Origin of the sequence: Streptomyces sp. NPDC059906 (assembly GCF_042730645.1) — a bacterium.
GTDB classification, from domain to species: domain Bacteria; phylum Actinomycetota; class Actinomycetes; order Streptomycetales; family Streptomycetaceae; genus Streptomyces; species Streptomyces rubrogriseus.
Map to the genome: position 1 here is coordinate 4,096 of NZ_JBHWKU010000025.1, position 25,720 is coordinate 29,815.

The window sequence follows — 25,720 nt, forward strand, 5'->3', positions numbered from 1 at the left end:
CGGGCCCCGGGGTGGCGCGGGGGGCCGTTTTTTTGGGGCCCCCGCGGCTGCCGCGGGGGGGGGGGGGGGGGGGCCCGGGGGGGGCCCCCGCCCCCCCCGCCCCCCCCGCTCAGCCGCCTGAGGACGGTGCCGCACCGGCGGGCGTAGGCGTGCTGGAAGGCGCGGGCCGCCGGTCCGCCGGCCTTGGCGTACCACTTGGCCGGGCGGCTGAAGGCGTGCACCGTCAGCCAGACCGTCCCGTCACCCGTGCGGTCCACCACGAAGGCCTCCTCGCCGGACTCCGGGTGGCCGGGCAGCGTGCCGTAGGCCCAGCCGGCCCGGCGCGGCTCGTCCAGGGTCCACACCACCCGGCAGGGCGCCTTGATCATGCCGGCGAGGGTGACGGTGACGTCGACGCCGGGCGCGGCGCGCTCCGCGCTCGCCTCGATGCCGACGCCCATCTCCCGGTGCATCTCCCAGGTGAGCACGGCCTCGACCGCCCGCCGGAACACCGGTTCGCCCTCCCCGAGGCGGGTGCGTACGTGCATGGGGCGGAAGCCGGGCGGGCAGGCGTCCTGCTCGCGGGTGGCGCCGACGTCGTCGTACGTGAAGGACATGGGTACCAAGACTAGGGCGGCACCCGGGAACCGCTGGTTCCGGGTGCCGCGGTCGTGTCGGTCAGTTCACGTTGATCGCGGTCCAGGCCGCGCCCACCGTCTTGTACTCCGTGCTGTCGGCGCCGTACAGGTCGGACGCCGCGCTCAGGGTGGCCGTGCGGGCGTCGGCGTAGTCGGTCGTCGACGTCATGTACTCGGTCAGCGCCTTGTACCAGATCTGCAGGGCCTTGTCGCGGCCGATGCCGGTGACCGTGGAGCCGTCGGAGGTCGGGGAGTCGTAGTCGACCCCGTCCACCGTCCGCGCTCCGCTGCCCTCCGACAGCAGGAAGAAGAAGTGGTTGGCCGGACCGGACGAGTAGTGCACGTCGACGCCGCCGAGACCGGAGTCCCAGTAGTCCTTGGACGCGCCGTCCTTGCTGGGCTTGTCCATGTAGCGCAGCGGGGTGCCGTCGCCGTTGATGTCGATGGCCTCGCCGATGAGGTAGTCGCCCTTGTCGGTCGAGCTGTTCGCGAAGTACTCCACGCCGGTGCCGAAGATGTCGCTGGTCGCCTCGTTGAGGCCGCCGGACTCGCCGCTGTACTCGAGGCCCGCGGTGTTGGAGGTGACGCCGTGGCTCATCTCGTGCCCGGCCACGTCCAGGGAGGTCAGCGGGTTGGTGTTGCCCGTGCCGTCGCCGTACGTCATGCAGAAGCAGGCGTCCGACCAGAAGGCGTTGACGTAGTTGCTGCCGTAGTGGACGCGGGAGTAGGCCGCCTTGCCGTCGTTCTTGATGCCGTTGCGGCCGAAGCTCTCCTTGTAGAAGTCCCAGGTGACCTGGGCGCCGTAGGCGGCGTCGACGGCGGCGGTCTGGTCCTGCGGGTCGCTGGAGGCGGCGCCGGTGCCCCAGGTGTCGTCGGCGTCGGTGAACAGGGTGCCGGTGCCGGAGGTCTTGCGGGCCAGGTTGTACGTCTTGTGGCCGCCGCGCCCGGTGTCGTAGAGCTGGTACGACGAGCCCGACTTGGTGGTGCCGAGTTCGACCGTGCCCGAGTAGAGGCTCTTGCCGGAGCCGGTCTCGATGCCCTGGTACTCGTACAGCTTGGCGCCGGTGGCGGCGTCGGTGATGACGTGCAGCTCGTTCGGGGTGCCGTCGTCCTGGAGGCCGCCGACCACGGTCTCGTAGGCGAGCACGGGCTTGCCCTGGGCGGCCCAGATCACCTTGCGGGGCGCGGAGTCGGCCGCGGTCCTCGACGACCCGGCGTCCTTGGCGGCGGACAGCGCCTGCTGCTCGGCCTTGGCCGCCTTCACCTTCGGGGTGACGGTGGCGACCTTGACGGCGGCCTCGGTCGCCTTGGTGACGCCTCTGGTGGCGCCGGACTCCGACTGGTGCACGACGAGGTCGCCGCCGAGGACGGGCAGGCCGTCGTAGGTGCGCTCGTAGCGGGTGTGCACGGAGCCGTCGCGGTCCTTCACCACGTCCTTGACGACCAGCTTCTCCTTGGCGCCGAGGCCCATCGCCCGGGCGGTGGCGGCCGCGCCGGCCTGCTGCTCCTGTATGAGCGCGCTGCGGGCGGTGCCCGACAGCAGGACGGGCGCACCCGGGAGCGCCGACGGCGCGGCGCTGTCGGCGGCGGCGTTGCCCGCGGTCAGGCCGGTGGTGAGCATCGCTCCGGCGGCGACCGCGGTGGCGAGGGCCAGAGTGGTGCGCCTGTGGCACGCGAAGAGGGAAGACACACAAGCTCCTTCGGTGGGGGGACCCGGACGGCGTGGGGTGTCCGGCCGGTTACTGCGAAGTTGTGCTGTGGGTGACGGAAGACTGACACCGAAGGCGCGTACATGTCAGGGGGGCCTGATGATGTTGGCCGAAAATCGTCGGCCGGTTGTGTGGGTACGAAATGTGAAGGACATGGAGAGGGCGCCGCCCCGGAGGAATCGAACCTCCGGAGCGGCGCCCTGACTTGGGGTGGTGCACCCGCGGGCCGGTCGGCCTACGGGAAGGTGAGCCGCCAGGCGTCGATGTAGCCGGTGTCCGCCGGACCCTGGTCCTGGACGCGCAGCTTCCAGGTGCCGTTGGCCGATTCGGAGGAGGCGTTCACCGTGTAGGTCTCGTGCACGTCCTCCGCCGGGTCGTAGCCGCTGTTCTTCAGGCGGTACGTCGACCCGTCGGGCGCGACCAGGTCGATCCGCAGGTCACCGCGCCAGCTGTGCACGATGTCCACGCCCACCTGGAGGTTGCTCGGCGCCTTGCCGGCGCGACCGGAGACGGTGAGGGACGAGGTGACCGCGGAGCCGTAGTCGGGGATGTTCACGTTCGTGTCGCTCTCGAACGTGTCGCCGTCGCCGGGGTCGGGGTCGCCGCCGGGCCGTGAACCGACGTTGATGCCCGCCCACGCGTTCGCCACCGCGGTGTACTCGGCGCTGTCGGTGCCGTACAGCTCACCGGCCGCCGCGAGGGTGCCGGTGCGGGCGCCCGCGTAGTTGGTGGTCGAGGTGAACTTGGTGGTCAGCGCGCGGAACCAGATCTTCTCCGCCTTGGCGCGGCCTATGCCGGTCACCGGGAGGCCGTCCGAGGTGGGCGAGTTGTACGTGACACCGTTGATGGTCTTGGTGCCGCTGCCCTCGCTCAGCAGGTAGAAGAAGTGGTTGGCCGGGCCCGACGAGTAGTGCACGTCGGAGTTGCCGATGCCGGAGAACCAGTCGTCGTAGGACGCCCCGTCCTTGCTGGGCTTGTCCATGTAGCGCAGCGGGGTGCCGTCGCCGTTGATGTCGATCTCCTCGCCGATGAGGTAGTCACCGACGTCCTCGGGGTTGTTGGCGTAGAACTCGACCGACGTGCCGAAGATGTCGGACGTGGCCTCGTTCAGACCGCCGGACTCGCCGCTGTAGTTGAGTCCCGCGGTGTTGGAGGTGACGCCGTGGGTCATCTCGTGCCCGGCCACGTCGATGGCGGTCAGCGGGTTGGCGTTGCCCGAGCCGTCGCCGTAGGTCATGCAGAAGCAGCTGTCGGACCAGAAGGCGTTGACGTAGTTGTTGCCGTAGTGGACCCGGCTGTACGCGCCCACCCCGTCGCCGCGGATGCCCGAGCGGCCGTGCACGTTCTTGTAGTAGTCCCAGGTCAGCGCCGCGCCGTAGTGGGCGTCGGCGCCGGCGGTCTCCGGGTCGGAGGAACTGCCGTTGCCCCACACGTCGTCGGAGTTGGTGAACAGCGAACCGGTGCCCGAGGTCCGGCCGTTCAGGTTGTACGTCTTGTGGTTGCCGCGCGCGGTGTCGGTCAGCGTGTACGACGACCCGGACCGCGCGGTGCCCAGCGTCACGGTGCCGCTGTACGTGGTGTGGCCGGTGCCGTTCTCGATGCCCTGGTACTCGTACAGCTTGGCGCCGGTGGCGGCGTCGGTGATGACGTGCAGCTCGTTCGGGGTGCCGTCCTCCTGGAGGCCGCCCACGACCGTCTCGTACGCCAGGACCGGAGTGCCGCTCGCCGCCCAGATCACCTTGCGCGGGGCACGGTTCGCGTCCGGCTGCTCGGCGCCGGCGGCCTTCGCGGCGGACACCGCCTGGGACTCCGCCCTGGCGGCGGAGATCTTCGGCGTCACGGTGGCCGGCCTGAGCGCCTTCGCCGTGGCCTTCACGACCTGCTCGGCCTGCCCCGCGTCCGTGGCCACCACGAGGTCGCCGCCGAGGACGGGCAGACCGTCGTAGGTGCGCTCGTAGCGGGTGTGCAGGGTGCCGTCGCGGTCCTTGGCCACGTCCCGGACGACCAGCTTCTCCTTGGCGCCCAGACCCAGCTCGTCGGCGGTCTTCGCCTTGGTGGCGTCGGCGTCGCGGATCAGCTCGGCGCGCTGGGCCGGGCTGAGCCTGACCAGCTCGTTGCCCTTCGCGGGCGACGGGTCGGGGGCCGCGGTGGCGGTGCCGGACTGGACCGCCGTGGCGATCAGCGCGGCGACACCGGCCAGCGCGACGGCCGCGGCACGACGGTGCCCGGTACGGCGCGAGGTGTGGGAGGTGGTGTGGGAGGTGCGTCTGTGGGGAGTGCTGCTGCTCAACACTGACTCCTTCTGCGTGGCCACGGGTTGCGCGGCCAGGGGAGACCGGTCGGCGGGTGGCCGGCCGGGCGGAACTGTGCGGTACGCAGAAACCTGGTGCTAGGAGCTGGCCGCGGCACAGCGCTCGTGGGGAAGCTGTGGGGGCACTGTGAAGGGGCCGACGGAAGAGTGGCAGGAGAAAGCGCTACTTGTCAGGAGCGCGTCAGTAAGTTGGCTGGAAATGGTTCGTTGACCGGGCGTTCACGTTCGATAAACGGAATCGTTGCTGTCGCGGTCCGGTTACTGTCCGGTCAGTCAGTAAGCGGTGGACGGCTCCCCGTGCCAGGAGCCCCACAGGGCCGCGTACGCCCCGCCCGCCGCCACCAGCTCGTCGTGCGTGCCCAGCTCGGTCAGCAGGCCGTCCTCCATCACCGCCACCCGGTCGGCGTCGTGCGCGGTGTGCAGGCGGTGCGCGATGGCGATGACCGTACGGCCCTTCAGCACGGCGGCCAGCGCCTGCTCCGTGTGCCGGGCCGTCGTCGGGTCCAGCAGGGCCGTGGCCTCGTCCAGGATCAGGGTGTGCGGGTCGGCCAGCACCACCCGGGCCAGGGCGAGTTGCTGGGCCTGCGAGCCGTCCGTGGAGTGCCCCTTCGCGCCCAGCTCGGCGCCGAGGCCCCCGGGCAGCTCCCGCACCCAGCCCGCGGCGCCCACCGCGGCGAGCGCGGCCCACAACTCCTCGTCGGCGGCGGCCGGTTCGGCGATCAGGAGATTGTCGCGGACCGTCCCCAGGAACACGTGGTGCTCCTGGGTGACCAGCACCACCTGACGGCGCAGCCGCTCCGGACCCAGGGCGACCACGGGCACCCCGCCCACCGTCACCGAACCCTCCGTCGGCGCGTCGACGCCCGCGAGGAGCCGGCTCAGCGTCGTCTTGCCCGCCCCCGAAGGACCGACGACCGCCAGCCGCTCACCCGGCCGCACGGTGAGGTCCACCCCGCGCAGCACCTCCCCGCCCCGGTCGTAGGCGTACCGCACCCCGGACACGTCGATACGGTCGCCGTCCGGAACCGCCGATTCGTCCGCCGTCGCCCGCGGGGCCCGCGCCAGCCCCTCCACCCGGGCGAACGAGGCGGCACCGGACTGCAGTTGCTCGACCCGCATCAGCACCTCGTCGAGCGGCCCCGCCAGCTGCTGGAGATACACGGCGCAGGACACCACCGCGCCGAGGCTCGCCGACCCGTGCGCGTGCAGGACCCCGCCGAGCAGCAGCACGCCCGCCACGGGAAGGACGTAGGAGATGTCCACCGCCGGGAAGAACACACTGCGCAGGAACAACGTCCGCAACCGGGTGCGCAGCGAGACCTCCAGCGCCCCGCGGTTCGTCGCGACGCGCCGCTCGGCCAGCCCGAACGCCTCCACCGTGCGGGCCCCCGCCACCGTGGCCGCCAGGCTCTCCGCGACGTCGGAGTTGGCCGCGCCCTCGGCGAGGTAGGCCGCCCGCGCCCGGCGCAGGTACCAGCGCAGCGCGAGCCAGGCCGGCGTCAGCCCCAGCACCCCGACCAGGCCGAGCAGCGGGTCGAGCACGAAGACCGCGGCGGTGAGGAACAGCGCCTGCACCGCGTTGACCAGCAGCTCGGGACCGGCGTCGCGCAGCGTCGTGCCGACGGCGGTCACGTCGGCCGTGCCGCGCGTCGTCAGGTCCCCGGACCCCGCCCGCTCCACCACCGACGCGGGCAGCGCCAGCGCCCGCTCCACGTACCGCTCCCGCACCCGGGCGAGCGTCCGCTCCCCGAACCGGTGCCCCACGTACCGCGCCCAGCGGGCCAGCAGCAACTGCGCCAGCGAGCACAGCAGGATGGCGAGGGCCATCCGGTCCACGGCGCCGACCCCGCCCCCGCCGCGCACCTCGTCGACGATCCGGCCCAGCAGCCACGGACCCGCGAGGCCGGCCAGCGCGGCCAGCGCGTTGAGACCCAGGACGACGGCGAAGGACCTCCGGTCGGTGCGCACGAGGCCGGCCGCCGCGCGGCGGACGTCGGTGCGTTCGGCGACGGGCAGGTGTGTCATCGGGCCGGTGCCCCTTTCTCTTCCTCTTCCTCCGCGCCCTCGTCGTCTCGCGCGACCAGGGCGCGGTACGCCGGTTCGGTGTCCAGGAGTTCGCGGTGCGAGCCGGTGGCCGCGACCTTGCCGTCGACCAGGTGGTGCACGACGTCCGCGCGGTCCAGCAGGAGCGGTGAGGTGGCGGCCAGCACGGTCGTACGGCCCTCGCGGGCCCTCTTGAGGCGGTCGGCCACGGTGGCCTCCGTGTGGGCGTCCAGGGCGGAGGTGGGTTCTGCGGCGAGGAGGATCTCGGGGTCGGTGAGGAGGGCGCGGGCCAGGCGGATGCGTTGGCGTTGTCCTCCGGACAGGTCTCGGGCCTGGGCCGCGACCAATGTTTGCAGTCCGTCTGGGAGAGCGCGGACGATGTCCTCCGCGGCGGCTGCGTGGATGGCTGCGGTGAGCTTCGCTGTCTCGTCTGCCCCGATTGGTCGTTGGGCGTCCGCGCGTACGTCGTGGCTGGTCGCGCAGTTCCCCGCGCCCCTGAGGTTGGTTTCCTGAGCGCCTATGACATCGCTCAGGAAGCCTGCGAAGAGGTCGGCCTCCGGGTCCGCGACCAGGATGCGGGTGCGGATCTGGGGGAGGGGGATGTCGGTCAGGGGGATGTCCCCCCAGGTCGCGTCCGACGGGGTGTAGCGGGCCAGGCGGTCCAGGATGTCGGTGGCGTCGGACGGGTGGGTCGTGACCAGGGCGGTCAGGCGGCCGGGGGTGATCCGGACGCCCGAGGCCGGGTCGTAGAGCGCCGAGGGTTCCGCGGGGGCGTCCCGGGTGCCTTCGTCCGGGGCCGGTTCCAGGCGCAGGAAGGCGACGACCCGGCGGGCGGCCACCACGCCCCGGCTGAGCTGGTGGCCCATCTCGATGAGGAACGCCACCGGCCAGCCCAGCGCGACGACATAGCCGTACACCGAGACCAGTTCGCCCACACTGATGTGCCCCTGCGCGGCCTGCCGGGCGCCCAGCCAGGTCACCAGGGCCAGGAACAGCATCGGCAGCCCCACCCCGAGGGCCTGGATCCAGCTGGTCACCGCGCCGACCCGGTAGCCCTGCTCGCGCAGCCGGCCCGAGTCGTCGCGGAAGGCGTCCGCGACCAGGTCCTTGCCGCCCAGCCCGTTCAGCACCCGCAGCCCGCCCGCGAGGTCGCCGATCCGCGCGGTCAGCACGGACTGCCGCTCCCGGTACTCCGCCTCCCTGCCCTGCAGCCGTCCCATGAGCGGGCCGAGGAGCACCCCGAGCGCCGGGACTCCGAGCAGCACCACCAGGGCGAGCGGGGTCGACACCGACAGCATCAGTCCGCCGATCGCCGCGTAGGCGACGACCGCGCCGACGCCCGGCCCCACGGCCGTCAGGGACGTGCTGATCGTCTGCACGTCGCCCACCCCGATGGTGACGACCTCGCCGGTCCCCACCTGCCCGCGCAGCGCCGCGCCGAGCCGGGTGGCGTGCCCGACGACCACCTTGACCGTGCGGAAGTTGGCGTCCATCCGCACCTTCGTCATCGTGCGGTGCCGCATCATGCCCAGCCACGCGTTGACCCCGCCGACGGCGACCATGGCGCCCGTCCAGCCCGCCAGCGCGCCCATGTCACCGGGCTCCAGGCCGTGGTCGACAGCCCGGGCCATCAGGTACGGCGTCGCCGCCAGCAGCACCATCCAGACACTGGCGAGCACCGCCCCCGCCAGGCACCGGGGCCACTGCCGCCCGACCAGCCAGCCCAGGTACCGCCAGCCGCCCCCGCGGCCCGGGGTGCCCGGGTCCTCGTACGCGTCGATCCTCACGCCAGACTGTCCCGCCAGGCGCGGTGCAGATCCGCGAACCGGCCCGTACCGGCGATGAGTTCGTCCGGCGCGCCGTCCTCGACGATCCGGCCGTGCTCCATCACCAGCACCCGGTCGGCGATCTCCACGGTGGAGAGCCGGTGCGCGATCACGACCGCCGTACGGCCCTTCAGCACCGTCGTCATCGCCCGCTGCACGGCCTGCTCCCCGGGGATGTCCAGCGAACTGGTCGCCTCGTCCAGGATCAGCACCGCCGGGTCCGCGAGCAGCGCCCGCGCGAACGCCACGAGCTGCCGCTGACCGGCGGAGATACGGCCGCCCCGCTTGCGCACGTCGGTGTCGTAGCCGTCCGGCAGCGCGGCGACGAAGTCGTGGGCGCCGATCGCCTTCGCGGCCCGCTCGATCTCCTCCCGCGTCGCATCCGGACGGCCGATGGCGATGTTGTCGGCGACCGTGCCGGAGAACAGGAACGCCTCCTGCGTCACCATCACCACCCCGCGCCGCAGCTCGGGCACGGCCAGGTCGCGCAGGTCGGTGCCGTCCAGCAGGACCCGGCCGGCGGAGGGGTCGTAGAACCGGGCGAGCAGCTTGGCCAGCGTCGACTTGCCCGCGCCGGTCGAGCCCACCACGGCGACCGTCTGCCCGGCCGGGAGCGTCAGCCCGAAGCGCGGCAGCACCTCGCCGCCGGTGCGGTAGCCGAAGCTCACCGAGTCGAAGACGACCTCGCGGCCGGGGTGCTCGGACTCCAGCGGCGGCAGCTCCTTCGGCGCGGTCGGCTCCGGCACCGACGGCGTCTGGGCCAGCAGCCCGGCGATCTTCTCCAGGGAGGCCGCCGCCGACTGGTACGAGTTCAGGAACATGCCCAGCCGGTCGATGGGGTCGTACAGACGGCGCAGGTACAGCACCGCCGCGGCCAGCACGCCGAGCGCCAGCGTGCCGTCCGCGACCCGGTAGGCGCCCCACAGCACGATCCCCGCCACGGCCGTGTTCGCCACCAGGCGGGAACCCACCACGTAACGGGCCATCTCCAGCAGCGCGTTGCCGTTGGTCCGCTCGTGGCGGTGGTTCAGCACCGCGAAGTCGGCGTCGTTGGCGGCCTCGCGGCGGAAGGCGCGCACCGGCCGGATGCCGTTCATCGTCTCCACGAACTTCACGATCACCGCCGCGATCGCCGTGGACCGCTGCCGGTACACCCGCCCCGCGCGCCGCCGGTAGAGCCGCACCAGCGCGTACAGCGGCACGAACGACGCCACCGCCACGGCGCCGAGGCCGAGGTCCAGCCAGAGCAGCAGCGCCGCGATGTAGACGAAGGACAGGATGACCGTCACCAGCTCCTGAAGGCCCTCCTCCAGCAGCTCGCGCAGGGACTCCACGTCCGTGGTGGAGCGGGAGATGAGGCGGCCCGAGGTGTAGCGCTCGTGGAAGTCGACGCTCAGCGCCTGCGCGTGCCGGAAGATGCGGCCGCGCAGGTCGAGCAGCACGTCCTGGCTGACGCGGGCCGCGGCAACGGTGAAGGCGTACTGGAGTCCGCCCGCCGCCAGCGAGCACAGCAGGTAGCCGGCGCCCACCGCGATCAGCGGGCCGTGGTCGTCGTCCCGCAGGGCGGGCACGGCGTGGTCGATGGCGTACGCCACCAGCAGCGGGCCCGCCTGCACGGCCGCCTGCTGGAGCAGCAGGAGGAGGACGGTGAGGGCGACCCGGGCCTTCATGGGCACCAGCAGGGAGCGCAGCAGGGCGCCGGTCGCACCCGGCGGGCTGGGCAGGACGTCCTGGTCGAAGGCCTCGTCGGCGGCGGTGGTGCCGGTCCCCGCCCCGGCCGGGTCCCCGGGCTCGGGGCCCTCCGGCTGCTCCCGGTCCGGCGCGGTGGCCGTGGGCGCGGTCATCGGCCGTCTCCTTCCTGGGGTCCCGCGTCGCTCTCGTGCCCGTCGAGCCCGGACATCAGATGGGCGTACTCGGGGCTGGTGCGCAGCAGTTCGTGATGGGTGCCGACGGCGGTGATGCGGCCCCCGGAGAGCAGGGCGACGCGGTCGGCGAGCAGGACGGTGGAGGGGCGGTGGGCCACGATCAGCGCGGTGGTGTCCGCGAGGACGTGGCGCAGGGCGGCCTCCACGGCGGCCTCCGTGTGCACGTCCAGCGCGGACAGCGGGTCGTCCAGGACGAGGAACCTCGGTCCGCCCACCACGGCCCGCGCGAGCGCGAGGCGCTGACGCTGGCCGCCGGAGAGGCTCAGGCCCTGCTCACCGACCTGGGTGCCGGTGCCCTGGGGGAGGGCGTGCGCGAAGTCGGCCTGGGCGACGGCGAGCGCGCGGTCCAGCGCCTCGTCGTCGACGCCCTCACCCGCACCCATCAGCACGTTCTCACCGACGGTGGCCGAGAAGAGGGTGGGCTCCTCGAAGGCCACGGCGACCATCGAGCGCAGCTCCTCGCGGGACAGGGCGGTGATGTCCTCGCCGTCCAGCGTGATCCGGCCCTCGGTCACCTCGTGCAGGCGCGGGACGAGCGCGGTCAGCGTCGTCTTGCCGCTGCCGGTGGCACCGACCAGGGCCATGGACTCACCGGGGCGGACGTGCAGGTCGACGTCCGTCAGGAGGGGCGGGGAGTCGGGTGCGGCGTCGGGATACCGGAACCGCACGTGCTCGAACCGCAGTCCCCCCGCCGCTGCGGGCAGCCCCCCCGCCGCTGCGGGCAGTCGTGCCGCTGGGGCGGCACGGGTGGGCGCAGCGGCACCCCGCTCCGCCGGGCCGCGCTCCCCACCGCCCCGCACCGACGCACCGTCACCAGCACCCCCCGCCGACTCAACCTCCGCGTCCATCACCTCGAAGTACCGGTCCGTCGCCGTCGCTGCCTCCTGGCTCATCGCCAGCAGGAAGCCGATGGACTCCACCGGCCACCGCAGCGCCAGCGCCGTGGACAGGAACGCCACCAGCGTCCCCGCCGACAGCGCCCCGTCCGCCACCTGGACCGCCCCGACCACCAGCGCCGCCCCGATCGCCACCTCGGGCAGCGTCACGATGACCGCCCAGATGGCCGCAAGCAGCCGCGCCTTGCGCAGCTCCGTGCCCCGCAGTGTGTGCGACAGCTCGTGGAAGGCGCGGGCCTGGCTGCGGTGCCGCCCGAACCCCTTGATGATCCGGATGCCGAGCACGCTCTCCTCGACCACGGTCGTCAGATCCCCGACCTGGTCCTGCGCGCGCCGCGCCACCGCCGAGTACTTCTTCTCGAAGATCCCGCAGGTGATCATCACCGGGATGGCGGGCCCGAGGATGACCAGCCCCAGCGTCCAGTCCTGGACCAGCATGATGCCCACGCCGACCAGGATCGTCACGCCGTTGACCAGCAGGAACGTCAGCGGAAAGGCGAGGAACATGCGGAGCAGCATCAGGTCGGTCGTCCCGCGCGACAGCAACTGCCCCGAGGCCCAGCGGTCGTGGAAGGCCACCGGCAGGCGCTGCAGATGCCGGTAGAGATCCGCCCGCATGCCCGCCTCGACGCCCGCCAGCGGCCTGGCCACCAGCCACCGCCGCAAACCGAACAGCAGCGCCTCCGCCAGCCCGAGGAGCAGCAGGTACAGCGCCCCGAGCCACACGCCCGCCGGATCACCGTCGGCGACCGGCCCGTCCACCATCCACTTCAGGACCAGCGGGATCACCAGACCCACGCAGGAGGCGAGGATCGCTATCACCGCGGCCGTCCCCAACCGCGCGCGCACCGGCCGCACATAGGGCCACAGCCGCAGCAGGGCACGTACGGTGGAACGCCTCTCGGCGGCGTCCGGGGCGGCGTTCGGGGCGGCATCCGGAGCGGGGTCGGCAGCGAGATCCGTGGCGGGGGCAGGTTTCGTGGGCATCAGCAGCGAGCCTACGGTTTGCCACTGACACTGCCTACCGAGTTTCCGGGGCCCACCGGGGCCCACCGGGGTCGTACGGGGGCACCGCCCGCGCTCACCCCGCCCTCAGCAGCAGCACCGTCCGCGCCGGGACCGTGATCTCCGCTCCCGCCGGGTGTGCGGTGCCCGGTGCCTCGTCCTGCTCCTCCTGCCCGGTGTCGACGACCACCTCGTACCGCTCCGCCCACGGGGCGCCCGGCAGCACGAAGCGGGCCGGCTCCCCGCCCGCGTGCAGGACGGCCAGGAAGCTGTCGTCGACGACCGGGTCGCCGTGCTCGTCGCGGCCCGGGATGTCCCGCCCGGACAGGTACATGCCGAGGGTGGCGGCCGGGGCGTACCAGTCCCGCTCCGTCATCTCCGTGCCGCCCGCGGTGAACCAGGCCAGGTCGCGCAGGCCGTCCGCGGAGTGCGCGCGGCCGGAGAAGAAGGCCCGGCGGCGCAGCACCGGGTGCCGGTGGCGCAGCGCGATCAGGCGGGAGGCCAGCGCGAACAGGGGGCGCCACTGCGGGTCGTCCAGCAGGCTCCAGTCCACCCAGCCGGTCTCGTTGTCCTGGCAGTAGGCGTTGTTGCTGCCGCGCTGGGTGCGGCCCATCTCGTCGCCCGCGACCAGCATCGGGACCCCGGTCGACAGCAGCAGCGTGGTCAGCAGGTTGCGGAGCTGGCGCCGCCGCAGCGCGCGCACCTGCGCGTCGTCCGTCTCGCCCTCCGTGCCGCAGTTCCAGGACCGGTTGTCGTCCGTGCCGTCCCGGTTGCCCTCGCCGTTGGCCTCGTTGTGCTTGCGCTCGTACGACACGAGGTCGCGGAGCGTGAAGCCGTCGTGCGCGGTGACGAAGTTGACCGAGGCGTACGGGCGCCGCCCGCCCCACGCGTACAGGTCGCTGGAGCCCGACAGGCGGTAGCCCATCTCCCGCACGTCCGGCAGCGCGTGCCGCCAGAAGTCCCGGACCGCGTTCCGGTAGCGGTCGTTCCACTCGGTCCACAGCGGCGGGAAGGCGCCCACCTGGTAGCCGCCCGAGCCCACGTCCCACGGCTCGGCGATCAGCTTCACCCGGCGCAGCACCGGGTCCTGCGCGATCACCGCGAGGAACGGGGAGAGCATGTCGACGTCGTGCATCGAGCGGGCCAGCGCCGCCGCCAGGTCGAAGCGGAAGCCGTCCACGCCCATCTCGGTGACCCAGTACCGCAGGGAGTCGGTGATCAGGCGCAGCACGTGCGGCTGGACCACGTGCAGGGTGTTGCCGCAGCCGGTGTAGTCGGCGTACCGGCGGGCGTCGGGCGGGAGACGGTAGTAGCCGCGGTTGTCGATGCCCTTCAGGGAGAGCGTCGGGCCCAGCTCGCCCGCCTCCGCCGTGTGGTTGTAGACCACGTCGAGGATCACCTCGATACCGGCCGCGTGCAGCGCGCGCACCATCCGCTTGAACTCGCCGACCTGCTCACCGGTGGTGCCGGAGGCGGCGTAGGCGGCGTGCGGGGCGAAGTAGCCGACCGAGTTGTAGCCCCAGTAGTTGCGCAGGCCGCGGTCCAGCAGATGGCTCTCGTGCGCGAACTGGTGCACCGGCAGCAGCTCCACCGCCGTCACGCCCAGCCGCGTCAGGTGCGCGATCGCCGCCGGGTGGGCGAGGCCCGCGTAGGTGCCGCGCAGCCCGGGCGGGATCTCCGGGTGGAGCTTGGTGAAGCCGCGCACGTGCAGCTCGTAGATGACCGAGTCCGCCCACGGCGTCTTGGGCCGCCGGTCGTCCGACCAGTCGTCGTCGTCATGGACCACGACGCCCTTGGGGACGTGCGGCGCCGAGTCGCGGTCGTCGCGCACGGTGTCCGCGACCCGCTGCTTCGGCCAGTCCCGCACATGGCCGTACACCTCGGGCGGCAGGCCGAAGTCGCCGTCCACGGCGCGGGCGTACGGGTCGAGGAGCAGCTTCGCCGGGTTCCAGCGGGCGCCGGTCCACGGGTCCCAGCGGCCGTGCACCCGGTAGCCGTAGCGCTGCCCGGGCCGCACGCCCGGCACGAAGCCGTGCCAGATCTCGTGCGTCAGCTCGGTCAGCCGCACCCGGCTCTCCCCGGCACCGGGACCCGGCCCGTCGAACAGGCACAGCTCCACCGCCTCCGCCCCGCCCGCCCACAGGGCGAAGTTGGTCCCCGCCACCTGGTCCGGGCCGGTCCGGAACCGGGCGCCCAGCGGCACCGGGGTGCCCGGCCGGGCCGGCACGGCGGGCGGCGGAGCGGCACGCCGCGCGCCATTGACCACGACGGCGGGGCGCCCGTCCGCGGCGGCCCGCTTCCCGGGCACCGCCTCCCGCTCGGCTGCGCTGGACACCTGTCAGCCTCCCACGGCTCGTGGAACGACGTCCGGCAGGAGGGCGCACGGCGTCCCGGCCGCTGCTCCCCGTCGCGTCGTCCTCCCCACAGTTCTGCCCACCGGGTGGCTCGCACTCACGTTTCCCCAGGGCCGACCGGTCGTTACGGGTGGATGTGAGGCACGTACACGAGCGCGCACGGCGCGCGGGCGCCGCTCTGGCCGCCCTTCTGACATGGGCAGGACTGCTGGCCGGGGCCGCCGGATGCACCTCGGACGGCGGCGGCGTCGGTTCCGGCATCGGCTCGGGCATCGGCGAGATGTTCGGCAAGCAACCCGCCGCCGAGGACGTCATCCGCGTCACCCCCGACGACGGGAGCAAGGCCGTCCGGCCGGACGGGAAGCTGTCGGTGCGGGTGCCCGACGGGCGTCTGGAGTCGGTGAAGGTCGTCCGGTCGCAGGACGCGCAGGAGACCCCGGTGCCCGGCCGGATCTCCGAGGACGGCCTGTCCTGGCGGCCCGACGACGGCCGGCTCGCCCTCGCCGCCAAGTACACCGTCGACGCCGTCGCCCTGGACGGCGGCGGACACCGCTCGGCCCGGCACACCACGTTCACCACCCAGGTCCCCGAGGAACGCTTCATCGCCTACGTCGCCCCCGAGAACCGCTCGGTCGTCGGCACCGGAATGATCGTCTCGCTGGAGTTCAACCGGGAGATCACCGACCGCGCCGCCGTCGAACGCGCCGTCACGGTCACCGCGGAGCCCGCCACCGAGATCCGCCCCCACTGGTTCGGCAGGGACCGCCTCGACTTCCGCCCGAAGGAGTACTGGAAGCCCGGCACCGAGGTCACCGTCGACCTGGAGCTGCGGGACGTCGAGGGCGCGAAGGGGGTCTACGGGCTCCAGCGCAAGAAGGTCTCCTTCACCGTCGGCCGCAGCCAGGTCTCCCGCGTCGACGCCGTCGAGCGGACCATGCAGGTGCGCCGGGACGGCACCCTGCTGGCCACCGTGCCGATCACCGCGGGCGCGCCGACGACGCCCACCTACAACGGCCGGATGGTGATCACCGAGATGTTGGAGGTCACCCGCATGAACAGCCGCACGGTCGGCTTCGGCGGCGAGTACGACATCCCCGACGTCCCGCACGCCATCCGGCTGACCAGCTCGGGCACCTTCCTGCACGGCAACTACTGGGCCCCCGCCGACACCTTCGGCCGGGCCAACGTCAGCCACGGCTGCGTCGGACTGCGCGACGACAAGGGCGGCGGTTCCGACACCCCGGCGGGCTGGTTCTTCGACCGCAGCCTCATCGGCGACGTCGTGGAGGTGGTCCACAGCAAGGACAAGACCGTGGCCCCCGACAACGGCCTGGGTGGCTGGAACATGAAGTGGAAGGAGTGGAAGGCGGGCAGCGCGGTGAAGTGACGCCGACGCGTCCTTCGGCACCCGGCCGCCAACTCGGTACGGAACGGTGACAATTCACCTGTCCCTCAACCCCCTGGCCTGCGGTTACGATGCGCCGGTGCGCGCGCGGGCGCACTGGGGCGCGGGCCCGACCAGGCCCGGCGAGGGGAGAACAAGGTGAACGTGCGTCCGATAGCGGGGGCGGTACTCGGGCTGCTGATGCTGACCGTCACCGCATGCGGTGGGGGCGGCTCGGGCTCGGGGGCCGGGGACGGCAAGGGGGACAAGGCCAAGGACGCCACCGCGGCACAGAGCGAACAGTCCGAGGCCGTCGTCACCATCGCCCCCGACAACGGGGCCAAGGCCGTGGACACCAGCGGCGCCCTGAAGGTCGGCGCCGCGAAGGGCAGGCTCACCGAGGTCGTCGTCAAGGACGGCAAGGGCACGAAGGTCGACGGGAAGATATCCGGGGACGGCGCCACCTGGACGCCGTCCACCCACCTGGCCGCCGCCACCACGTACAGCGTGCACGCGGTCGCCAAGGACTCCGCGGGCCGCACGGCCGCCGAGGACTCCCGCTTCACCACCCTGACGCCGAAGAACACCTTCGTCGGCACCTTCACACCGGAGGACGGCTCGAAGGTCGGCGTCGGCATGCCGTTCTCGGTCCGCTTCACCCGGGGCATCACCAACCCGGAGGACGTCGAGAAGGCCATCACCATCAAGACCGAGCCGGCCGTCGAGGTCGAGGGCCACTGGTTCGGCAACGACCGCCTCGACTTCCGGCCGGAGAAGTACTGGAGGGCCGGCACCAAGGTCACCGTCGACCTCAACCTCGACGGCGTCGAGGGCCGCGACGACGTCTACGGCAAGCAGGCCAAGACCGTCTCCTTCACCGTCGGACGCAGCCAGGTCTCCGTCGTGGACGCCAAGAAGCACACGATGAAGGTCGTGCGGGACGGCAAGACCGTCAAGACCGTCCCCGTCACCACCGGCGCGCCCGGCTACGAGACCTGGAACGGCCAGATGGTCATCACCGAGCGGCTCGCGGTGACCCGTATGAACGGCGAGACCGTCGGCTACGGCGGCGAGTACGACATCAAGGACGTGCCGCACGCCATGCGCCTGTCCACCTCCGGCACCTTCATCCACGGCAACTACTGGGGCGGCGACGCCTTCGGCAACCGCAACTCCAGCCACGGCTGCATCGGCCTGCGCGACGTACGCGGCGGCTGGGACAAGGACGCGCCGGCCCGCTGGTTCTTCGAGAACTCGATCATCGGCGACGTGGTCGTGGTCAAGAACTCCGAGGACGCCACCATCGCCCCCGACAACGGCCTCAACGGCTGGAACATGTCCTGGGAGAAGTGGAAGGCCTGAGGGGGCGGCTGCCACGGTCAGTGAACGCCCGCTAACCTGCGGGGCATGACCGTACATCTCGAAGTCGCCGAAGGCGTCGGAACGCTGCGCCTGGACCGTCCGCCGATGAACGCGCTGGACGTCGCCACCCAGGACCGGTTGAAGGAGCTGGCCGAGGAGATCACCCGGCGCGAGGACGTGCGCGCCGTGGTGATCCACGGCGGCGAGAAGGTGTTCGCGGCGGGCGCGGACATCAAGGAGATGCAGGTGATGGACCACGCGGCGATGATCGCGCGGTCCCGTGCCCTGCAGGACTCCTTCACCGCGGTGGCCCGCATCCCCAAGCCGGTGGTCGCGGCCGTCACCGGCTACGCGCTGGGCGGCGGCTGCGAACTCGCCCTGTGCGCCGACTTCCGCATCGCGGGGGAGAACGCCAAGCTGGGCCAGCCCGAGATCCTGCTCGGCCTGATCCCCGGCGCGGGTGGCACCCAGCGGCTGTCCCGGCTGATCGGCCCTTCCAAGGCCAAGGACCTGATCTTCACCGGCCGCCAGGTGAGGGCCGACGAGGCGCTGGCGCTCGGCCTGGTGGACCGGGTGGTCCCGGCCGCCGAGGTCTACGAGCAGGCGCACGCCTGGGCCGCGCGGCTCGCCAAGGGCCCCGCCATCGCACTGCGCGCGGCGAAGGAGGCGATCGACACGGGTCTGGAGACGGACATCGAGACCGGCCTCGCCGTCGAGCGCAACTGGTTCGCGGGCCTGTTCGCCACCGAGGACCGCGAGCGCGGGATGCGCAGCTTCGTGGAAGAGGGCCCCGGCAAGGCCAAGTTCCTCTGAACACGCCCGCCGAACACCCGCGCTGAACACCCCCGCTGAACACCCCCGCAAGAAGTACAAGTTTCATCCGAAGTCGCGTTGTACCGCTTGCAATTGACGCGATGTCTGATCCGGGTCCCTCGATGGGGCGGTTTATGGCAGCCTTAACGCACCATTAAGCGCGCCTTGTCGAGGGAGTCCGTCGCTTGTCTCGGGCCGAGCCGTTCGCGCAGGTCACCAGGGCTGTTTCCGGCCCCGAACTGCCTGTGGCATATGCCGATCGACCGTCGTCCGACCGGGCTCCCGCGGAGGCGTATTCCCCGGGAACGGCCCCGGAGGCCCCCGAGGGCGGCCATGATGGGGGCATGGCGGGGCTGGATGGTACGGAACAGCCGCGGGGAGCCGGACGTGCGACCGCGGCGCGCTGGTCGCCGGCGGTCGAGGACGAGCGCGCGCTCAAGGCGCTGGACCTGTTCGGCAACCCGACGGAGCGCGAAGTTCCGTTACCCTCCCGGCCCGAGTCCGCCGCCACCGCCCGCCGGCTGGCCCAGGTCGTCGCCCTGCGTCAGTGGCAGCTCGGCCCCAAGGTCACCGAGGACGCCGTCCTCCTCGTCTCCGAACTGGTCGGCAACGCCGTACGCCACACCGGTGCCCGGGTCTTCGGCCTGCGGATGCGGCGCCGCCCCGGCTGGATCCGGGTCGAGGTCCGCGACCCCTCCCGGGGGCTGCCCTGTCTGATGCCGGTGCAGGAGACGGACATCAGCGGGCGTGGCCTCTTCCTCGTCGACAAGCTCTCCGACCGGTGGGGCGTCGATCTGCTGCCGCGCGGGAAGACCACCTGGTTCGAGATGCGGGTCCTGGACCGCTGAGGACCCGTGCCGCCCATCTGCCGCTGAAATCAACCCGGTTCGACGGACACGCCACCTACGGGTGAGAATCCGGAACGCGCCGCTCCGCAGCCGGGATCGTATCCGCATGATCACCACTCGTCTGCGCCGCCGGACCGCCGCCGCCGTCCTGTCGCTCTCCGCCGTCCTCGCCACCACCGCCGCCACCGCCCCCGGTGCCGCGCCCGCCCCCACGGCGGCCCCCGCCAAGGCCGCCCCGGCCTGCCCCCAGTTCGACGACAAGACCAAGGCCGCCGCCGACCGCGGCGTCGACGTCGAGCGCATCACGCCCGAGCCGGTCTGGCGCACCACCTGCGGCACCCTCTACCGCAGCGACAGCCGCGGCCCGCAGGTCGTCTTCGAAGAGGGCTTCCACGCCAAGGACGTCGAGCACGGGCAGTACGACGTCGAGAAGTACGTCCTGGTCAACCAGCCCTCGCCGTACGTCTCGACGAGCTACGACCACGACCTCTACAAGACCTGGTACAAGTCCGGCTACAACTACTACATCGACGCCCCCGGCGGCATCGACGTCAACAAGACCATCGGCGACACCCACAAGTGGGCCGACCAGGTCGAGGTCGCCTTCCCCGGTGGCATCCAGCGGAAGTACATCATCGGCGTCTGTCCGGTCGACCGGCAGACCAAGACCGAGATCATGAGCGACTGCGAGAGCAACCCGCACTACCAGCCCTGGCACTGACACCGACCGCCCTGGCTCAGGGGCGCAGGAACAGCGCCTCCGAGCCCACCGGCCGGTAGCCCGCCGCCTGGAACGCCCGCAGACTGCGGGCGTTCCCCGCCGACACCTGCGCCCACACCGGCTCACCCCCGGCCAGCCGCCGCGCCGCCGTCACCAGCCGCCGCCCCAGCCCCCGGTGCCGGGCGCCCTCCGCCACCTCCACGGCGACCTCCAGCCGCCCGCCGACCCCGCGGCCCAGCACCAGCACCCCGCCGTCCGCCGCCCACACCCGCACCCCGTCGCGCCGCCGCCGGGCCGCGACCACGCGGGGATGCCCCGGATCGGCGACCTCCGTCAGCGCCACCTCCGGGCGCCCCGGGAGCGGGGCACCGGTCAGCAGCACGTCGACCGTGTCCGTCGTACGCCCCGTGCGCTCCGCGAACGCCGCCAGGAACCGGGCGTTCATCGTCGCGGCGAGGGGGTCGCAGCCCAGCGACGCCAGCGTCTTGCGCACCCATCCCTCGTCCTCGTCGGTGAAGACCACCGAGTGCGCCGTGAAGGCGATGACCCCCGCGTCCCGGCCGCCGGACTGCGGCACCACGCTCGTGCCGCCGTCCGCCGCGGGGAACACACCCCGCGCCGCCGCGTCCAGAATCTCCCGCAGGCTCTTCGCCACACCGCGCTCCTTGAGTCTCCACCCACTGGAAGGCACAGACTCCCAGACATGACCGACGACGGCACCGGCCTCATGACCATCGGCGAACTGGCGCGCGCCACCGGCCTCACGGTGCGCACCATCCGCTACTGGTCCGACGAGGGCGCCCTGCCCCCGCACGCCCGCTCCGCGGGCGGCTACCGGCTCTACGACGCCGGGTCCGTCGCCCGCCTGGAGCTGATCCGCACCCTGCGCGAACTGGGCCTCGGCCTGGACGCCGTACGCCGCGTCCTGGCCGGCGAGACCACCGTCGCGCAGGTCGCGGCGGCGCACGTGAGCGCGCTGGACGCGCAGATCGCCGCGCTGAGGGTGACCCGGGCGGTGCTGTCGACCGTGGCGCGACGCGGTTCGACCGCCGAGGAGATGACACTGATGAACAAGCTGGCCCGACTGTCCGCCGCCGAACGGCGCCGCATCATCGAGGACTTCATGGCGGAGGTCTTCGCGGGCATCGACACCGCGGACCCCGACATCCGCACCCGCCTGCGCTTCGCCGCGGCCGACCTGCCCGACGACCCCACGGCGGAGCAGGTGGACGCCTGGGTGGAGCTGGCCGAGCTGATCCAGGACCCGGAGTTCCGGGTCACGATGCGCCAGATGATCGAGTTCAACGCCGCGGACCGGGGCGCGGACGTGCCCACCAGCTCCTCGCTCTGGTTCGTGAGCCGCATGGTGCGGCTCGCGAGCGACGCGCTGCACGAGGGGATCGAACCGGACTCGCCGCGGGCCGCGGACATCGTGCGCGCGCTGATCGGCGACGCCGACCCGGCCGTCGTACTCGAACGCCTGACCGCGGTGACCAACGTCCGGCTCGCCCGCTACCGGGAACTGTCGGCGATCGTGAACGGCCTGGAGCCGCCCTCCGCCCACGAGGACCAGTTCAGGTGGGTGGTCGCCGCACTGAGCGCTCGGACGGCCGGTTAATCTGACCTGCGTCAGATGGACCCAATGCACGGAACGAGGGGCGGACCGGTGGCCGACATCGAAGAAGCACGCAAGCAGTTCGAGCGGATCGACACGGACGGTGACGGCCTCATCACCGCGGCCGAGTTCAAGGCCGCGCTCGCCCAGGGCGGCGACTGGAACGTCACCGAGTCGGTGGCCGAGGCGATCATCGCCGGCCGCGACCTCGACGGCGACAAGCAGCTGTCGTTCGACGAGTTCTGGGCCCACCTGAACAAGTGACGACGACGTGCCGAGAGGGGCGCCCGCCGGTGACCCGGACGGGCGCCCCTTCGCCGTCCGGGCACGTTGCTGCGGGGGAGTGAAGGCGGGGCGACGGCGGAATAGCCCGCCGGGCACGGAGGTTGCTGGTGCTCAACGGCAGGACACGACCTCCGAAGGGCCAGGCGAGTCAGCATCATGAAGATCGGCATCATCGGCGCGGGCAACATCGGCGGCAACCTCACCCGGCGGCTCACCGCACTCGGACACGACGTCTCCGTCGCCAACTCGCGCGGGCCGCAGACGCTCGGCGCACTGGCCGAGGAGACCGGCGCCACCCCGGTGCCGGTGGAGGAGGCGGCGCGGGGCGCCGAGATCGTGGTCGTCACCATCCCGCTGAAGCGGGTCCCGGACCTGCCGTCCGGCGTCCTGGACGGCGCGGCCGAGGGCGTCGCGGTCATCGACACCGGCAACTACTACCCGCAGCAGCGGGACGGCAGGATCGCGGGCGTCGAGGACGAGGGCCTCACCGAGAGCCGCTGGACCGAACGCCACCTCGGCCACCCGGTGATCAAGGCCTTCAACGGCACCTACGCCCAGGACATCCTCGACCGGCCCCGTCCGGCCGGCGCGCCCGACCGCCTGGCGCTCCCGGTGGCGGGCGACGACGAGGCGGCCAAGGCGAAGGTCCGCACCCTGATCGACGAGCTGGGCTTCGACACCGTCGACGCGGGCGGCATCGACGACTCCTGGCGCCAGCAGCCGGACACCCCGGTCTACGGCCTGCGCGAGGGCGTCGACGGCGTCGCCGAGGCGCTGGCGCAGGCGTCCCCGGAGCGGCCCGCGGCCTTCCGGGGCTGACTCCGCCCTCAGGCGCCCTGGGCCCACTCCTTCAGCGCGGCCCTGCTCGCGAAGTCCGCCACGTTGGTGTCGACCGGGTCGTCGGTGTACTGGTGGAAGCGCCACTTGGCCTGGATGCGCGGCTTGCCCGCCGAGACGTAGTCGGCGATCCAGAGGCCGTCACCGGCGTACGAAGTGGTGTCGATGTTCAACCAGAAATTCCTGTTCGCATAGAGGATCACCCTGTTGTCCGGCCGCAGCGCCTTCACCTTCCGGATGAAGCTGTCCTTCTCCGCGTTGCTCGGATGGGTGCCCTCGCCGTTCGTCTCCCAGTCGACGGCGAGGACGTCGCCCTTGCGGTCGGGGGCCTTGGAGACGAAGTACTCGGCCTGGGCGGTGAGGTTGCCCGGCCACAGGAAGTGGTAGAAGCCGACGACCAGCCCGGCGTCGCGGGCCCGCTTCGTCTGGGCCGAGAGCTTGGGGTTGACGTACGAACGGCCCTCCGTCGCCTTCACGAAGACGAAGGAGAGGCCGTCCGTGTCGTAGTCGGCGGACTGGTACGCGCTGACGTCGATGCCACGCAGCATGGGGCCTCCCTGAGGGGCTGTGGGGGATGAGGGGCTGTGTGTGGGGGGGATCGTGTTCGTGTTCGTTCCCCGGTCCTTCTTCTTCCCCTCCCCATTCCCCGTGACGGAGTCGGAGATTCCCCTCGAGGTCCTCGCGCTCGTCGATAGCATTGCGAGGACGAGGAGTTGGGGAGGGGGCCGGCGTGGAGCCAGTGCTGGGCATGGTGGTTTCGGCGGTCGGCACGGTCGCTTCGGGCGCGCTGTCCGGCGCCGGCGGCGAGCTGGGCCGGCGAACCTCCGAGCGACTGTTCGACCTGCTGAGCCGTCACCCGGGCGGCGGCACGGACGGGGACGCTTCGGGTGACGGTCCCACCCTGCCCGTCACCGCGTCCGAGCGGTCGGCGGCCGCGTTACGGCTGATGGAACTGGTGCACAGTTCCCCGCAGGCCGCACGTGACGTGTCGGAGTGGGTGCGGGAGGCCGCCTGGCTGGCCCCCCGCCCCGTGCCCGCGGTGGCGCACGGTGCCTCCCGGCCGCGGATGCTGCCACCCACGACCGCGGTGTTCACCGACCGCGCGGACGTACTCGCCTGGCTCACCGCCCTGGTGGACGACGTGGACCGCCCGCGGGGAGCGCCCGTGCTCGCCGCGCTGACCGGTCCCGGCGGCATCGGCAAGACCGCCGCGGTCGTGCACTGCGCCCTGGAACTGGCGGACCGGTTCCCCGACGGCGTCCTCTTCGCGGACCTGAACGGCGCGTCGGCCGGTACCGCGCTGCCGCCCTCCGAGGTACTCGCCCGGTTCCTGGAGCGGCTGGGGGTGCCGCCCGCCGCGGTACCGGGCGACGAGGCACGGCAGCGGGACCTGTACCTCGACTGCACGGCCGACCGCCGCATGATCGTCGTACTGGACAACGCCCACGACGACGCCCAGGTGATCCCGCTGCTGCCGGCCTCCCCGGGGTGTCTGGTCCTGGTGACGAGCCGGCACCGGCCGGGGCGACTCGTGGCGCAGCACGGGGCCCGGCCGTTCGCTCTGGGACCGCTGTCGTCCGAGGACTCCGTGGACCTGCTCAGGAGGGTGGTCGGGGACCGGCGCCCCGCCGTGCCCGACCACGCCGTGCGGGCCGTCGCGGACGGCACCGGCGGCGTCCCCCTCGCGCTGTGCACCACGGGCGCGGGCCTCGCCGTACGCGAACACCTCAGCTGGGAGCGCGTCGCGCACCGGCTGTCCGACCGGATCCACGGCCACGACCGGGAGGACACCGCCGTGCGGGACGCGCACCCCGATGACGACGGTCCCGGCACTCCGGCCGACCCGGTCCGGGCCGCCCAGGACGTCGCCTACCGCGAACTGACGCCCGCCTGCGCCGCCCTCTACCGCGCCATCGCGGCTGCCGCCTGGCCGACGGTGACCGTCCCGTGCGCCGCGCAGGCCGCCGACGTCCGGGAACGGGAGGCCCGCGTACTGCTCGAACAGCTGAGCCGGGTGCATCTGCTGGAGGAGGTCGGCGAGGAGCGGTACCGCTTCCACGACCTGACCCGCGCCCACGCCCGGGAACTGGCGTCGGCCGAGGACGGTCACACCAGGATCTCCGCCGCCGTCCGCCGGGTGGCCGTCGGGCAGTTACGCTTCGCGGCCGCCGCGGACTTCCGTGTCATGCCGAAACGGTGGCGGCTCGGCCCCGCCTACCAGGGCCTCGTCCTCCCGGCGGAGCGGGACCCGGCCGACGGCAAGCGCGCGTTGGCGAGCCTGCGCCGGGAACGGGAGAATCTCGCGGCCGTCATCAGGTCCGCCGCGCACCACGGCTTCGACGACCTCGTGTGGCAGCTGTGCGAGGCGGTGTGGACCCTGCATCTGCGCCTCGGATTCCACGCCCAGTGGATCGACACCCACGTGCTCGGCGTCGAGGCGGCACAGCGCAGCGCCGCGGAGTTCGGCGACCGCCGCGCCGTGGGCCGCATGTGGACCCAGCTCGCCTTCGGGCACATGGGAGCGGGGCACACGGACGAGGCCGAGGCCGCGCTCCAGCGGGCCGAGGTGGCGGACCGGGACTGCGGACACCACCGGGGGGAGGCGAGCGCCGTCGAGGCGCGAGGGCTGCTGCGGCTGCGGCAGTGGCAATTCACGGCGGCCGAGCGGTACTTCGAGGAGGCCAGGGAGATCCTGGACCGCATCGGCCCGGACGACGACGGATGGCGGGACGTCCCCCGGGCCACCGCCCTGCTGACGCACCACATCGGCCGCGCCCTGACCAAGCAGCGGCGCTTCACGGAGGCCGCGGCCCCCCTGTACGACGCCCTCGCGCGGTTCCGGCGTCTGGACGGCGGCGGCGACCGCTACAACGAAGGCCGGGTCTACATGAGCCTGGGCGATCTGCACCTGGACGCGGGAGACCCGGATCAGGCGCGGGTGTGCCTGGACGAGGCCGTCAAGGTCATGACCGAGGACGGCGCGGGCCTGCAACTCGCCGACGCCCTCCAGGCCCGGGCCCGCTGCCACCGCGTCGCCGACCGCACCACGCAGGAGGCGGACGACCTGCGCGGTGCCGCGGGGTGCTACGAGGACGCGGGAAACGACGACGAGGCGGCACTCGCCCGCGTACGGGCCCGCCTGACCGAGATCGAGACCTGACCGGCGGCC

17 protein-coding genes and 2 pseudogenes are annotated in these 25,720 nt (G+C 72.7%); 9 read left to right on the forward strand and 10 right to left on the reverse strand.

Annotated elements, in window-relative coordinates:
- Positions 1-101: 101 nt before the first annotated feature.
- From ACFV9J_RS29775 to glgX, 8 genes and pseudogenes are all read right to left on the reverse strand, one after another.
- Positions 102-596, reverse strand: a pseudogene (locus ACFV9J_RS29775) (DUF1990 family protein); the annotation flags it as partial.
- A gap of 61 nt (positions 597-657) precedes the next feature.
- Complete coding sequence (locus ACFV9J_RS29780) at positions 658-2,307, reverse strand: M4 family metallopeptidase (protein WP_385359128.1); 1,650 nt, start codon at positions 2,305-2,307, stop codon at positions 658-660.
- A 254-nt stretch (positions 2,308-2,561) separates the two neighbouring features.
- Positions 2,562-4,616, reverse strand: coding sequence for a M4 family metallopeptidase (locus tag ACFV9J_RS29785; RefSeq protein WP_385359130.1), 2,055 nt, complete (start codon positions 4,614-4,616; stop codon positions 2,562-2,564).
- Positions 4,617-4,910: 294 nt separating this feature from the next.
- Entirely contained in the window at positions 4,911-6,662 is a 1,752-nt protein-coding gene (locus tag ACFV9J_RS29790; RefSeq protein WP_385359132.1) for an ABC transporter ATP-binding protein, read from the reverse strand.
- The gene (locus tag ACFV9J_RS29795; protein WP_385359134.1) at positions 6,659-8,467 is read right to left on the reverse strand and encodes an ABC transporter ATP-binding protein; all 1,809 of its coding nucleotides are present in this window, start codon (positions 8,465-8,467) and stop codon (positions 6,659-6,661) included. Before ACFV9J_RS29795 ends, ACFV9J_RS29790 begins: the two co-directional genes overlap by 4 nt.
- The gene (locus ACFV9J_RS29800; protein ID WP_385359136.1) at positions 8,464-10,350 is read right to left on the reverse strand and encodes an ABC transporter ATP-binding protein; all 1,887 of its coding nucleotides are present in this window, start codon (positions 10,348-10,350) and stop codon (positions 8,464-8,466) included. The genes ACFV9J_RS29795 and ACFV9J_RS29800 overlap by 4 nt, the downstream gene beginning before the upstream one ends.
- A complete protein-coding gene (locus tag ACFV9J_RS29805; RefSeq protein ID WP_385359138.1) occupies positions 10,347-12,314 on the reverse strand; it encodes an ABC transporter ATP-binding protein in 1,968 nt (655 codons plus the stop codon). The genes ACFV9J_RS29800 and ACFV9J_RS29805 overlap by 4 nt, the downstream gene beginning before the upstream one ends.
- 94 nt (positions 12,315-12,408) lie before the next feature.
- Complete coding sequence (gene glgX / locus ACFV9J_RS29810) at positions 12,409-14,667, reverse strand: glycogen debranching protein GlgX (RefSeq protein ID WP_385359141.1); 2,259 nt, start codon at positions 14,665-14,667, stop codon at positions 12,409-12,411.
- Positions 14,668-14,822: 155 nt separating this feature from the next.
- On the opposite strand from glgX, the gene ACFV9J_RS29815 reads away from it, so the two are divergent.
- From ACFV9J_RS29815 to ACFV9J_RS29835, 5 genes are all read left to right on the forward strand, one after another.
- Entirely contained in the window at positions 14,823-16,073 is a 1,251-nt protein-coding gene (locus ACFV9J_RS29815) for an Ig-like domain-containing protein (RefSeq protein WP_385359143.1), read from the forward strand.
- Positions 16,074-16,229: 156 nt separating this feature from the next.
- Positions 16,230-17,432, forward strand: a complete 1,203-nt coding sequence (locus ACFV9J_RS29820) for an Ig-like domain-containing protein (protein WP_385359145.1) — start codon at positions 16,230-16,232, stop codon at positions 17,430-17,432.
- Positions 17,433-17,477: 45 nt separating this feature from the next.
- Positions 17,478-18,245, forward strand: coding sequence for an enoyl-CoA hydratase/isomerase family protein (locus ACFV9J_RS29825; protein ID WP_385359147.1), 768 nt, complete (start codon positions 17,478-17,480; stop codon positions 18,243-18,245).
- A 344-nt stretch (positions 18,246-18,589) separates the two neighbouring features.
- On the forward strand, positions 18,590-19,093 hold the full coding sequence (locus ACFV9J_RS29830) for an ATP-binding protein (RefSeq protein ID WP_385359149.1): 504 nt from the start codon (positions 18,590-18,592) through the stop codon (positions 19,091-19,093).
- 106 nt (positions 19,094-19,199) lie between these two features.
- Positions 19,200-19,814 carry an ADP-ribosyltransferase gene (locus ACFV9J_RS29835; RefSeq protein WP_385359151.1) on the forward strand — a complete coding sequence of 205 codons (615 nt, stop codon included), beginning with the start codon at positions 19,200-19,202 and terminating at the stop codon, positions 19,812-19,814.
- 16 nt (positions 19,815-19,830) lie between these two features.
- Here ACFV9J_RS29835 and ACFV9J_RS29840 read toward each other — a convergent pair whose 3' ends face one another.
- Positions 19,831-20,469 (reverse strand): GNAT family N-acetyltransferase, encoded by a 639-nt coding sequence (locus ACFV9J_RS29840; protein WP_385359153.1) that lies wholly within the window; start codon positions 20,467-20,469, stop codon positions 19,831-19,833.
- Positions 20,470-20,517: 48 nt separating this feature from the next.
- On the opposite strand from ACFV9J_RS29840, the gene ACFV9J_RS29845 reads away from it, so the two are divergent.
- The 3 genes and pseudogenes from ACFV9J_RS29845 to ACFV9J_RS29855 all read left to right on the forward strand — a co-directional run.
- Complete coding sequence (locus ACFV9J_RS29845) at positions 20,518-21,432, forward strand: MerR family transcriptional regulator (RefSeq protein ID WP_385359155.1); 915 nt, start codon at positions 20,518-20,520, stop codon at positions 21,430-21,432.
- A 48-nt stretch (positions 21,433-21,480) separates the two neighbouring features.
- The gene (locus ACFV9J_RS29850; RefSeq protein WP_385359157.1) at positions 21,481-21,693 is read left to right on the forward strand and encodes an EF-hand domain-containing protein; all 213 of its coding nucleotides are present in this window, start codon (positions 21,481-21,483) and stop codon (positions 21,691-21,693) included.
- Positions 21,694-21,849: 156 nt separating this feature from the next.
- Positions 21,850-22,533: pseudogene (locus ACFV9J_RS29855) on the forward strand (NADPH-dependent F420 reductase); the annotation flags it as partial.
- Positions 22,534-22,541: 8 nt separating this feature from the next.
- Here the strand turns inward: ACFV9J_RS29855 and ACFV9J_RS29860 are convergent.
- Positions 22,542-23,099 (reverse strand): glycoside hydrolase family 25 protein, encoded by a 558-nt coding sequence (locus tag ACFV9J_RS29860; protein ID WP_385359159.1) that lies wholly within the window; start codon positions 23,097-23,099, stop codon positions 22,542-22,544.
- Between the two features lie 182 nt (positions 23,100-23,281).
- Here ACFV9J_RS29860 and ACFV9J_RS29865 point away from each other — a divergent pair, with 182 nt between their 5' ends.
- Positions 23,282-25,711 (forward strand): tetratricopeptide repeat protein, encoded by a 2,430-nt coding sequence (locus ACFV9J_RS29865; protein ID WP_385359162.1) that lies wholly within the window; start codon positions 23,282-23,284, stop codon positions 25,709-25,711.
- The last annotated feature ends 9 nt before the right edge of the window (positions 25,712-25,720 follow it).

Excerpts from the sequence above, each read along its gene's own strand:
- ACFV9J_RS29835 (WP_385359151.1), top strand. The coding sequence starts at position 19,200 with ATGATCACCACTCGTCTGCGCCGCCGGACCGCCGCCGCCGTCCTGTCG.
- ACFV9J_RS29860 (WP_385359159.1), bottom strand. The coding sequence starts at position 23,099 with ATGCTGCGTGGCATCGACGTCAGCGCGTACCAGTCCGCCGACTACGAC.
- ACFV9J_RS29805 (WP_385359138.1), bottom strand. The coding sequence starts at position 12,314 with ATGCCCACGAAACCTGCCCCCGCCACGGATCTCGCTGCCGACCCCGCT.
- ACFV9J_RS29800 (WP_385359136.1), bottom strand. The coding sequence starts at position 10,350 with ATGACCGCGCCCACGGCCACCGCGCCGGACCGGGAGCAGCCGGAGGGC.
- ACFV9J_RS29845 (WP_385359155.1), top strand. The coding sequence starts at position 20,518 with ATGACCGACGACGGCACCGGCCTCATGACCATCGGCGAACTGGCGCGC.
- ACFV9J_RS29830 (WP_385359149.1), top strand. The coding sequence starts at position 18,590 with ATGGCGGGGCTGGATGGTACGGAACAGCCGCGGGGAGCCGGACGTGCG.
- ACFV9J_RS29790 (WP_385359132.1), bottom strand. The coding sequence starts at position 6,662 with ATGACACACCTGCCCGTCGCCGAACGCACCGACGTCCGCCGCGCGGCG.
- ACFV9J_RS29825 (WP_385359147.1), top strand. The coding sequence starts at position 17,478 with ATGACCGTACATCTCGAAGTCGCCGAAGGCGTCGGAACGCTGCGCCTG.